The sequence below is a fragment of the Longimicrobiaceae bacterium genome (assembly GCA_035696245.1).
In the GTDB taxonomy this organism is placed as follows: domain Bacteria; phylum Gemmatimonadota; class Gemmatimonadetes; order Longimicrobiales; family Longimicrobiaceae; genus DASRQW01.
Genome location: DASRQW010000136.1, coordinates 1 through 11,373 on the forward strand (window position 1 = coordinate 1; position 11,373 = coordinate 11,373).

At 71.8% G+C, this 11,373-nt stretch carries 9 protein-coding genes; all 9 read left to right on the top strand.

Annotated elements, in window-relative coordinates; genetic code table 11:
- A partial coding sequence (locus tag VFE05_06035; GenBank protein ID HET6229623.1) for a C-terminal helicase domain-containing protein occupies positions 1 to 1,117 on the top strand: 1,117 nt, incomplete at its 5' end.
- A gap of 272 nt (positions 1,118 to 1,389) precedes the next feature.
- Positions 1,390 to 1,623 (top strand): hypothetical protein, encoded by a 234-nt coding sequence (locus tag VFE05_06040; GenBank protein ID HET6229624.1) that lies wholly within the window; start codon positions 1,390 to 1,392, stop codon positions 1,621 to 1,623.
- Between the two features lie 565 nt (positions 1,624 to 2,188).
- A complete protein-coding gene (locus VFE05_06045) occupies positions 2,189 to 3,961 on the top strand; it encodes a hypothetical protein (protein ID HET6229625.1) in 1,773 nt (590 codons plus the stop codon).
- Between the two features lie 115 nt (positions 3,962 to 4,076).
- Positions 4,077 to 4,955 (top strand): dienelactone hydrolase family protein, encoded by an 879-nt coding sequence (locus VFE05_06050; protein ID HET6229626.1) that lies wholly within the window; start codon positions 4,077 to 4,079, stop codon positions 4,953 to 4,955.
- A complete protein-coding gene (locus tag VFE05_06055; GenBank protein ID HET6229627.1) occupies positions 4,898 to 5,941 on the top strand; it encodes an ABC transporter ATP-binding protein in 1,044 nt (347 codons plus the stop codon). Before VFE05_06050 ends, VFE05_06055 begins: the two co-directional genes overlap by 58 nt.
- Positions 5,934 to 7,034 carry an ABC transporter permease gene (locus VFE05_06060; GenBank protein HET6229628.1) on the top strand — a complete coding sequence of 367 codons (1,101 nt, stop codon included), beginning with the start codon at positions 5,934 to 5,936 and terminating at the stop codon, positions 7,032 to 7,034. Before VFE05_06055 ends, VFE05_06060 begins: the two co-directional genes overlap by 8 nt.
- Before the next feature lie 421 nt (positions 7,035 to 7,455).
- Entirely contained in the window at positions 7,456 to 8,076 is a 621-nt protein-coding gene (locus VFE05_06065) for a sigma-70 family RNA polymerase sigma factor (GenBank protein HET6229629.1), read from the top strand.
- A complete protein-coding gene (locus tag VFE05_06070; protein HET6229630.1) occupies positions 8,060 to 8,824 on the top strand; it encodes an anti-sigma factor in 765 nt (254 codons plus the stop codon). The genes VFE05_06065 and VFE05_06070 overlap by 17 nt, the downstream gene beginning before the upstream one ends.
- Positions 8,825 to 8,860: 36 nt before the next feature.
- Complete coding sequence (locus VFE05_06075) at positions 8,861 to 11,056, top strand: carboxypeptidase-like regulatory domain-containing protein (protein ID HET6229631.1); 2,196 nt, start codon at positions 8,861 to 8,863, stop codon at positions 11,054 to 11,056.
- Positions 11,057 to 11,373: the final 317 nt, after the last annotated feature.

An 11,373-nucleotide genomic window follows, 5' to 3' on the forward strand; every position in this document is an offset into this window, starting at 1 on the left:
GGAGGTGCAGGAGTGGTGGAAGGAGTCCGACCGCGCCACGGTGGTGGCGACAATCGCGTTCGGCATGGGCATCGACAAGGCCGACGTGCGCTACGTCTACCACTACAACCTGCCCAAGGGCCTGGAGAGCTACAGCCAGGAGGTGGGCCGCGCCGGCCGCGACGGCGAGCCCAGCACCGTGGAGCTGCTGGGCAGCCTGGAAGACGTGGCGACGCTGGAGAACTTCGCGTACGGCGACACGCCCTCGCGCGAGTCGCTGGCGGGGCTCCTCGGCGCCATCCTCACGGGCGAGCCCACGTTCGACGTGAACCAGACGGCGCTCTCCAACGCGCACGACATCCGCCAGCTCGTGTTGCGCACCGCGCTCACCTACCTGGAGCTGCTCGGCGTGCTCAAGCAGGGCACGCCGTTCTACGCTGGCTACCGCGCCCGGCCGCTGGTGCCGGTGAAGGAGATCACGGCACGCTTCGGGGGCGAGCGGGGCGAGTTCATCCGTGGCATCTTCGAGAAGTCGCGCTTCGGCCGCGAGTGGTACACCATCGACCCCGAGGCGCTGGCGGGCAAGCTGGGCGAGGGGCGCGAGCGGATCGTCCGCGCGCTGGACTGGCTGGGCGAGCAGGGGCTGCTGGAGGTGACCGCGTCGGACGCGCGCCAGCGGTACACGCGGCTGGTGCAGAAGCCCGACATCGATGCGCTGGTGACCGAGCTGGAGGGCCGCTTCGTACGGCGCGAGGCGCAGGAGACGGTGCGGGTGCGGCAGGTGGCGGATCTGGTGACCCACGACAGGTGCCAGACCAACTTCCTGCTGGCGTACTTCGGCGAGCGGCGCGAGGCGCCGTGCGGGCACTGCACGTTTTGCGAGGTCGGGAAGCCCACGAGCTTCCCCGCGCTGCCGGAGCCCGCGCCCATCGCGGCCGAGCTGGACCGCGCGGGCTTCCTCGCGCTCTGCGACGCCAACCGTGACGCGTTGCGGTCACCTCGGCAGCGGGCGCGCTTCCTCTGCGGGCTCTCCAGCCCGGGGCTCAGCCGTGCGCGCCTCACCCGCAGCCCGTGGTTCGGCATCCTCGAAGACCGCCGCTTCGCCGACGTGCTCGCCTGGTGCACGGAGCACGCGTGACGCCTGGCGGCAATGTCTCAGGATGCACATCGCACTATCACACTCAACCCGACCTACGGATGCAGCCTAGCAATTCCAAGTTTTCGGTGCGCTTGCTGTCTCGCCCTTCGCGAGCGATGCGGACGACGCTGGCTCTCGCGATCAGCCTGCACTCCGCAGCCTGCGGAAGTGGCAAAGCACCTCGAACTGCGGCTTCGGCCCGCGAGGCGGCCGTCACTGACTCGTTCCGTAAGCTCCTACGCGCTTCCCTTTCCTCGCCGGACACCTTCGGGATGGAAGAGGACCTGGCCTGCGAGGAAGGGCGGATCATGGAGCGAGTCGGCATCGACAGCGGAATCGTGTACATCAAGCGCGCAGAGCGACAGGTCGAGAGCACGTACACGCGTGCCGACAAGGAAGCTGCACGCCGCCGCGAGATCGCGCTGGGAGGGCATTACTTCAGTCTCGATCGGTGCCACGCGGCCCCGGACACCGTGGAAAGGAGGCAGCCAGCGGCCGTAAACTGACCTGCCTGACCACGGCTGGGCGGCTCAGAGAACGTCAAAGGTTCTTTTCGTGTCTTCGCGCATTCAATCCAAACACTTCGGACCAACTCTCATGTCACGGATCAGATCGGTCGTACTGGCGTTGTGCTCGGCAACGCTCGTTGGGTGCAGCGACGCTTCCACTTTCACGGCGACGAGACCACGTCCCAGCCTATCCGCGAGCGAGAAGACGCCCTACACGGTGGAATTCCTGCCGCCGCTTGCCCTTCCGCATGCACAGATCGGCAGCGGGGCCGAGGGTGTCGTGCCATCGGTGGAAGTCTGTAGATGGGACGGGGCGGCTTGCACGGGTGCACCCGTCGCTCGTTTCTCGATGCGCGAAGCGGGCACGGACATGCTTCGGCGAGATGGAACCGATCGTGGGCGCTTCAGTGCAGAGTGGCATACCACTGGAGCCCGCTTGCTTACGGGTGAGATGTACCGGGTCCGTGTGCTCGAATCCGCGGCGGAGATCGGCCACGTGGATGTGCGAGTCGGACATGGCGCAGACGGGGATTCCGTTCGCGAGATAACTGCGGACCAGACCGTGCCGATCAAGTTCCGGGTCCTCACACGCTCGACCGAGGCAGCCGACACTACGCCCCACCTGGTGGTCATCCGCGGCGACGGCATCTTGGGTGAGCCTGCGGATATCGACTCCACCTTCAGAAGTGGAGTGAAGGTCAAGTACGGCTTCACGCCTGCATCCGGGTTCGAGAACCTGCGGGTGACGCTGGATGGGGCCGACGCTCCGGCTCAGGGGCGCATCATCATGGACGGCCCGCACGTACTGGCAGTCTCGGCCGATCGTCGCGTCGCGCTCGCTTCGGACGACCAACCGCTTCTGGACGCACGTCGGGCGGTGCTCACGGCAGCTGATCCCGTCGTGGCTTTCCAGCGCTACCTCGATGCCGGAGCCGCGCTTGCCGCACGCGTGGGTGAAGCCGAAGCAGCGCGGCGACTCGCTATCGTGGAGTTCCTGGCCTACGACGTCGACCGCGACGCCGACGCACTAATCCGGGTCGACAGCGCCCTCGCAGGCCACGTTTTCACCGCCGGAGGCGGAGATCCGTCAACGTCGGCGAGCCGCAGGTTGGCCACGGCCTCGGAAGAACCGGCGGCTCCGCCGCTCGTCGTGTATTTCGTGAACGGCATCTTCAACAAGGCGAGCGATGCCAGGACGGCAACGACCGCGCTCGACCTGATCGTCCAGGAAGCACGCATCGCGCGCCCGGTGAGCGTTCGGTTCGTGTACAACCGTACGATGGCGGCGGAGCTGACGCCGGCGAGGAAGCGCGAGGTGATGTGCGTGCAGGACTTCGACCGGGCGCGGCCGTTCCTGGGCGACCTGTCGTTCGACCTGCGGTTCACCCGCTGCCTGGGCAATATGTACTACGGCAGCCACATGGACCTGACCGAGGCGGCCCGCCAGGTGCTCCAGCTGAGCGGCGTCGCATCGTACGCCACCGAGGTCGACGCGCGGCTGCTGGCGGACAGCATCCTTCACCAGACGTCGCTGAAGCGCGATGTGATCGTGGTGCCGCACTCGCAGGGCAACCTGATGACGCAGCAGGCGCTCGACGTGGTGCGCGCACACCCAGGAGGAGCGGACGAGCAGTGCGTGGGCGTGGTGTCGCTCGCGGCGCCCATGAGCAGCCGGTGGCCCATCACCGAGGGCGCCGACCTGATGCCGGTGGTGGTGGACGGCGACGCGATCACCTGGCTGGGCATGAACCAGTTCGAGCGCACCCCCACCACCCTCTCGCGCCAGGGCGACGCCGCGGTCGCCCGGTGGGAGCGCGCTGCGCGCTGGAACGCGGCTGCACGGGTCATCGCCGAGTTCGAGAAGGTCAAGTGGGGCGTGCGCCTGCACGGCGTGACCGAGAGCTACATGGGCGTGCCGGAGAGCCGCGCCGCGATCCGGTCCGGCCTGCGGGGTCTCGCCGCCCGCAGGTGCGGAGTCCGCACCTACTGGGTCGTAGGGATGACGGACGAGGCCAGCGGCTACCAGGGCGCCGGTAGCTTCTGGGTGCGCATCTCCCCGAACGGAGACGGCTGGAAAGCGCAGGTGCGGTCCTTCTGGAGCTACGACGAGGACATGTACAACGGGCCGGCCGTCCGCACCCCGGACGGGTTCCACCTGGCCTTCGAGTACCACTCGTCGGTCCTGTACGCAGGGATGCTGAACGAGAACCAGAACGCCGTCGTCGTGGATCTCACGCAGGACGGCTGCAGCGGCCGCCTGGACAACACCTTCCACCTCACCGGAGGTGAAGGGGGGCCGACGACCACGTACTCGCACTATTCGCTCACCTGCTGAGCGAAGCCCCCGAAGCACCCGCGCCGCAGGCCGTCGTCCCCGGCTTGCGGCGCGGCACGTGCGGGCTAGGTTAGGACCGAAGCCGAGCCTCCCACGAGAACCGGAGAGACGCGCCATGCGCCGCACCATCCCGCTGCTCCTCACGCTGGTCCTCGCCACCGCCTGCAGCCGCACGGCCGCCATGAACAAGCCGAACCCCGCGGACAGCGCACACGTGGATGCCATGGCCCGCATGCACGCGAACGAGACGCCCGCCCCCAACGCGTCCGCCGCCGAGCCGCGGCGGCCGGTGACGGCGGAAGAGGTGACGTACGCCACGGTGGATGGGAAGCCCGTCCGCGGCTACCTCGCCCGTCCGTCCGGCGGCGCCGGCAACAACCTGCCCGCGCTCGTCGTGATCCACGAGTGGTGGGGGCTGAACGACAACGTGCGGATGATGACGCGCCGCCTGGCGGGCGAGGGCTACCAGGCCCTGGCGGTGGACCTGTACGGCGGCGAGGCCGCCGCCACCCCGGCCCAGGCGACGGCGCTGATGCGCGCGTCCATGGCGAACCCCGCCGGCGGGCAGGACAACCTCAAGCAGGCGGCGGCCTACCTCCGCTCGCGGGGCGCGCCGAAGCTGGGCGTGATCGGCTGGTGCTTCGGCGGGGGGTGGAGCCTGGAGTCGGCGCTGTTCATGCCGGACCAGGTTGACGCGGACGTCGTGTACTACGGCCGCCCGGTGACCGACCGCGCGCGCCTCGCCGCCCTACGCGCGCCGTTGCTCGGGCTGTACGGCGGGCTGGATCAGGGCATCCCCGTCGCCACGGTGCGGCAGATGGAGACGGAGCTGCGCGCGCTGGGCAAGAACGTGGACATCCACGTCTACCCGGACGCGAACCACGCCTTCGCCAACCCCTCGGGGCAGTCGTACAACCCCGCCGCGGCGGAAGACGCGTGGCGCCGCACGGTCGTCTTCTTCAATCAGCACCTCCAGCACGGGGCCCGCCGCTGACCACCTCCGCGGGCCCGGCATCTACCGTCCTCCCCGGCGCGCACGTAGCCGCCGGGGAGGGCGATGCCGCGCCCGCCATCCGCTGCCGGGGGCTGCACAAGCGCTTCGGCGAGACGGTGGCGGTGAAGTCGCTGGACCTGGAGGTGCGGCGCGGCGAGTGCTTCGGGCTGCTGGGGCCCAACGGCGCCGGCAAGACCACCACGATCGAGATCCTGGAGGGCCTCACCGCGCCCGACGGCGGCGAGGTGGAGCTGCTGGGAATGCGCTGGGACCGCCAGGCCGACGCGATCCGCGCCCGCCTGGGCGTGCAGCTCCAGGAGAGCGAGTTCGCGGACCGCGCGACGGTGGAGGAGACGCTGCGCCTCTTCCGCTCGTTCTATCCCCGCGGCCCTTCCGTTGCCGAGCTGCTGGGCTTCGTGCAGCTGGACGAGAAGCGCGCCACGCAGGTGCGCCACCTCTCCGGCGGTCAGCGGCAGCGCCTCTCCGTGGCCTGCGCGCTCGCGGGCTCGCCGGATGTGCTCTTCCTCGACGAGCCGACGACCGGGCTGGACCCGCAGTCGCGGCGGCAGCTCTGGGACGTGTGCGAGGCGTTCCGGGCGGGCGGTGGCACCATCCTGCTCACCACGCACTTCATGGACGAGGCCGAGAAGCTGTCGGACCGCATCGCCATTCTGGACCGCGGGGAGATGATCGCGCTGGGCACGCCGCGCGAGCTGATCCGCTCGCTGGGCGGCGAGCACGTGGTGGAGTTCGCCAGCACGGCCGCGATCCCGGACGACGACCTGCGCGCCATCCCCGGCGTCACTCGGGTGGGCTCGCGGGGGGCGCTGCGGCAGCTCACGGTGGGGGAGCTGCACCGGTCCGTCCCCGCGCTGCTGGAGCTGGTGCACCGCGCGGGCGGCGACCTGACCGCGCTCAGCACGCATCAGGCTACGCTGGACGACGTGTTCCTCGCCATGACAGGACGGGAGCTGCGCGATGAGTGACCTGCTGGCGCCGGACCGGCCCGCATCTCCCGCGTCCGCACCTCCTCCACCGGAGCGGGGAAAGAGCCCGAGCGCGTTGCGGGAGCTGACGATGGCGCGCATCCGCGGCTTCCTGCGCGAGCCCGAGGCGCTGTTCTGGACGTTCGGGTTCCCCATCATCATGGCCATCGGCCTGGGCCTCGCCTTCCGCGACAAGCCCGCCGAGAGGGCCGTCGTCGCGGTCGAGCGCGGCAGCATGGCCGAGCGTTGGCTCCCCGCCCTGCGCCGCTCGCCGGACCTGGACGTGCGCGTCCTCTCGGCCGACAGCGCGGCGGTGGCGCTGCGGAAGGGCGATGTCGCCGTCGTGGTCGGCGGCACGGGGACGCCGGCGTACCGCTACGATCCCTCGCGCCCGGAGAGCCGCCTCGCGAGGCTGCTGGCGGACGGCGCGGTGCAGGCCGCGGGCGGCGCGCGGCGTCCCATCGCCACGGCAGACGCGCCCCAGCGGCAGCCGGGCGGGCGCTACATCGACTGGGTGATCCCCGGCATCATCGGCCTCAACCTGATGAGCACGGGCATGTGGGGCATGGGCTTCGGCATCGTGCAGATGCGCCAGAAGAAGCAGCTCAAGCGCCTCGTCTCCACGCCCATGCGCAAGCGCGACTTCCTTCTGGCGCAGATCCTTGCGCGGCTGTCGTTCATCTGCCTCGAGGTGCCGCCCATCGTGATCTTCGCCTGGCTGGCGTTCGGCGTGAAGGTCGCCGGGCCGCTGCTCAGCCTGGCCGTGGTGATCGTGCTGGGCGCGATGACGTTCGCCGGGCTGGGCCTGCTCAGCGCCTCGCGCGCCCGCACCATCGAGGGCGTGAGCGGCATCCTGAACGTGGTGATGCTGCCCATGTTCGTGCTCTCCGGCGTCTTCTTCCCCTCCAGCCGCTACCCGGACGCGCTTCAGCCGGTGATCCAGGCGCTGCCGCTCACCGCGCTGAACAACGCGCTCCGCGGCGTCTACAACGACGGCCTGTCCGTCGTCGACATGCCGGTCTCCATCGCCATCCTCGCCGCCTGGGGCCTCGTCTCCTTCGCCCTTGCCCTCCGCGCCTTCCGCTGGCAGTAGCGGGGCGATCGGGTTCGGTGGATGAACGGTGGCGATGCACATCGGCCGAGATGCACATCCTCCGGAAAGCCACATCGGTTGATGTGCATCCACCGTATCGCGTCGGACCATCGGCCGGTCCGATCATCATCCATCGACGCCGATCATCTCCGATCACAATCTCCGTAGACGTGGGATGCCGGATGGCTGGCGATCTCGGTAGATGGACAGCTACGGGAGATGCGCGGCGGACGGCCGTCTCCCGATCACCCGCACCGGAATTCCGCGCCACGCCTAACCATCCGATGTCACGAATGCCGTTTGCGGTGCGTTGTTCCGCTGAGATCGTCCGGCTGCCATGCGCGGCCGGGGCGACGCACGCGACGCCGACCCGCACCCCACCCCACCGTGACCGGAATCGCCGCGCCGGAGGCGCACTAGCATGGGCGCCGTGCAGAGGCGCGCGGCGCCGGACGTGCTCGCGGCCGAGAGGAGCCCGGCCTTGAGGCTGGAGCGCGCGGGCCCCGCCGGCGAGCCCACCACCGCGAGCGCGGGGCGGACAGTGGAATTCGACGCTACGTTCCGGGCCGTGTACCCGGCGCTGCACCGCTACCTCCAGCGCATGACCGGCGACGCCGACACGGCCGACGACATCGCGCAGGAGGCGTTCTTCCGCCTGCTGTCGCGGCCCATGCCGCAGGACGAGGCGCGCCTGTGGCTGTTCACCGTGGCGACCAACCTGTTCCGCGACGGCGCGCGCACGGTGAAGAGGCGCGAGCGGCTGCTCACGGCGGTGCCGCCCACCACGGGCACCCTGCCCGCGCCGGACGAGGAGCTGGAGCGGTCCCAGAGCGTGGCCCGGGTGCGCGCGGCGCTCTCGCAGCTCCCGGCGCGCGAGCGGCAGATGCTGCTGATGAAGCAGGAAGGCTTCCGGTACGAAGAGATCGCCCGGGTCGCCGCGGTGGCGCCCAGCTCGGTGGGAACGCTGCTGGCGAGGGCGCTGCGAAGGTTCGCGGCGGTCTACGACGCACACGAAGAGGAGATGGATGATGCACGCCGGTGAAGGGACCCTGCAGGCGCTGCTGGACGGCGAGCTGCCCGCCACGGAACGCGCGGAGGTGGAGCGGCACCTGGCGGAGTGCGCCGCCTGCTCCGCCGAGCTGCGCGCGCTGCGGGCGCTGGAGCTGCGCTTCGCCGCCGCGCTGGCGCGGGACCCCGTGCACGCCCGCACCGAGGCCGCGCTCGGCTCCGTCCGCGCCCGCCGCGCCCCCTCCCGCTGGGCGGGCGATGCGCGTCGCGCGCTGCTGAAGGCGGCCGTGCTCGTGCTGGGCGTGGCCGGCGCCGCCGCCGCGGCGGTGCCGGGCTCACCCGTGCGCCGCTGGATCGGGTCCATCGCCGCGCCGCGCGTCGTGGAGAAGCCGGCGGCCCCCGCCGCTCCCGCGGTTTCGGCGCCGCGCGCACGGCCGCCGGCGGGCGTTTCCATCCTCCCGGACGGCGGTGCGGTGCGGGTGGTGCTCACCGCTTCGGACCCGGCACTCCGGGTGCGGACGCGGGTATCGGAAGAGAGCATGGTGGAGGTGCGCGCCAGCGGCGAGGCCGCCGCGGGCCGCTTCCGCACCGGGCCGGGGCGCATCGAGGTGGTGGGCGCCGGGCCGGGCGAGATCGTCGTCGACCTCCCCCGCTCGCTGCAGACCGCCGTGGTCGAGGCCAACGGACGCGTGCTGGTGTCGCGCGAGAAGGGCCGCCAGCGCGTGCTGGCGGCCGCCGTGGAGTCTTCGGCGAACGAGCAGCTCTTCCGCGCCGGCCCGTAGCTCCGGGCCGGCGGCCCCCCAACCGCGCCGCCTGCGATGCTGATCGCGCTCGCCCTGTCCCTTCTCACGGTCGCCCCGCCCGACACGGCGCGCGGGCAGATCCGTGGATCGGTGCAGAGCGAGCCCAGCGGCGTGCCCCTGGACATGGCCGTCGTGGAGGTGACCGACGACGCCGGCCGCACCCTCGTCAGCACCCTGACCGACAGCACCGGAGCGTACCTGCTGCGCTGGGTGCCCGCCGGGCGGCGCACGCTGCGCGTCCACGACTTCGACCACGCCCCCGCCGAGGTGCAGGTGCTCGTGCCGGGCGGCGGCGAGGTGGTCCTGGACCTTTCCCTCCGGCCCCAGCCGCTCGCGCTGGAGCCGGTGTTCGCGCGTGGCACGGGCCCCGCCGGCCTGCGCGACACCGCCCGTGCGGGCGAGGCGGACATGGCCATGGTGGGCGCCCGTACGCTGGAGTCCGGCATGGGCGCCACCGCCGCCGCGCTCGCCACCACCTTCCGCGCCCCCGGCCAGGACCCATCGGACCCGCGTGACGCGCTGTACGTCCGCGGCTCCGCGGCGGACCTGAAGCTGGTGCTGCTGGACGGAGCGCCGGTCTACGCGCCGTTCCACATGGGCGGCCTGATCCAGAGCTTCCAGCCGGAGGCGCTGGGCTCGGCCACGCTCTTCCTGGGCGGCGCCCCGGCGCGCTACGACGGCGGCCTGTCGTACGTGATGGAGCTGAACACGCGCGCCGGGAAGCCGGGCCGCGCGCAGGGCTCCGGCTCGGTCGACCTCGTCTCGGCCGACGTGGTGGCGGAGGGGCCGCTGGGCGGCGGGGCCACGTACCTGGCGTCCGGCCGCGGGGTGGGCGGAGGCATGGTGGCGCTGATGCAGGGGCAGCCGTTCCCGTACGCGTACCGCGAGGGACTGGCGCGCGTCGACTGGTCGGCCGGGGGCGGGGCGATGGCCGTGACCGTCTTCGCCAACCAGGAGGGCGTGCGGGTGGACACCGTGCCCGGCGACGACGACTTCGCGCGCTGGTCCAACACCGCTCTCTCGGCCCGCTGGCGCGGCGCCGTCTCCGGCGGCCAGGCCGAGGTCACCGCCGCCGTCACCGGCTTCGGCGCGCGCCTGCCGTGGCGCGGCTCGCGAGACGTGCTGCTGGACGGCACCACCCGCCGCGGCCGCCTGGCCGCGGACCTGTCGCGGCTGTGGGGCTCGGCGCGCGTGCTGTGGGGCGGCTCGGTGGACCGGACGTGGGTGCAGCACCGGGCGTACACCATGGCGACGGCAGACGGGGACTCGCTGGTGGTGGACGACCGCTCCACGGGCGACGCGGTGGGCATGTACGTGGACGTGGCGTGGCAGCCCGCCGCCCGCCTCACCGTCCGCGGCGGCACGCGCGGCGACATCTTCGTGCAGGGCCGCATCGCCGGGCTCTCGCCGCGCTTCTCGGCCACGTGGCTGGCGGGCGACCGGGTGGGCGTGACGCTGGCCGCCGGGCGCTACCATCAGTACGTGCAGGTGCCGGGGCAGGCCGCGCACGTCGCGCCGCACACGCTGGGCGACTCGCTGCACCTGCCCACCGGGCTGGACGTGGCCCGCGCCACGCACGTGTCCCTGGCGCTGGACCAGGAGCTGGGCGACGAGGTGCGGCTGGGGCTGGAGGGCTACTACAAGATGTACGAGGGGCTGGACGGGTCGCCCCACAGCCGGTCGGACGTATCCGGCGTGGACGTGTGGGTGCGGCGCAACACGGGCGTGGTCACTGGCTGGCTGGGCTACTCGCTGACCTGGGCCCACGCTGTCCGTGACGAGGACGTGGGCGTGGATGCCTTCGCCGGCCGGCAGCTGCTGAGCGCGGGTGTCGCCGGGCCGCTGGGGCGGCCGGGGCGCTTCCAGGTGCGCGTGGCGTACGGCGCCGGCCTGCCGTACACCGCCGTCTCCGTGGCCGCGGCGGAGCCCGGCGGCGTCACCCCGCAGCTCCAGGCATCCGACGTCAACGAGCCGGCGCCGCTCGCCCGCCCGGGCGACGACCCGTACCTGCGCGTGGACGCCGAGGTCTCGCGCACGTGGAGCCCGCGTCTGGCCGGCCGCCGCCGCGAGCTCACGCCGTACCTGCGCGTCCTCAACGCGCTCGACCGCCGCGACGCCCTCTTCTACCGCTACGACGGTGGCGGCGCCGGCCCCCGCTCCGTCGCCACCCTCCCCATCCTCCCCATCGCCGGCCTCTCCTTCCGCTTCTGACGGCGGAATCGCCGCGTCATCAACCGCGGTATGACGGGAGATGCGGTCCGTCCCATTCTCATCGGCCGTAGTCGAAGGCGGGCGCGCGATGCACGCTCACGCAGCCGCTGGTCCGCCACCCATCTCCCGAAATCACCATCGTCCGACGCACCGCGCAGATGCAAACAACCCTCTCCCACGCAGTTTGTGGGGGAGGGTCGACGAGCCCAAGCGAGGCGGGGAGGGGGCAATGCGAAGGCCGGGACGCGATACCGCGCCCCGGCCCTCTTCACATCTACCGACATCTACCGAAGCTTACATCTACAGATCTACCGTGT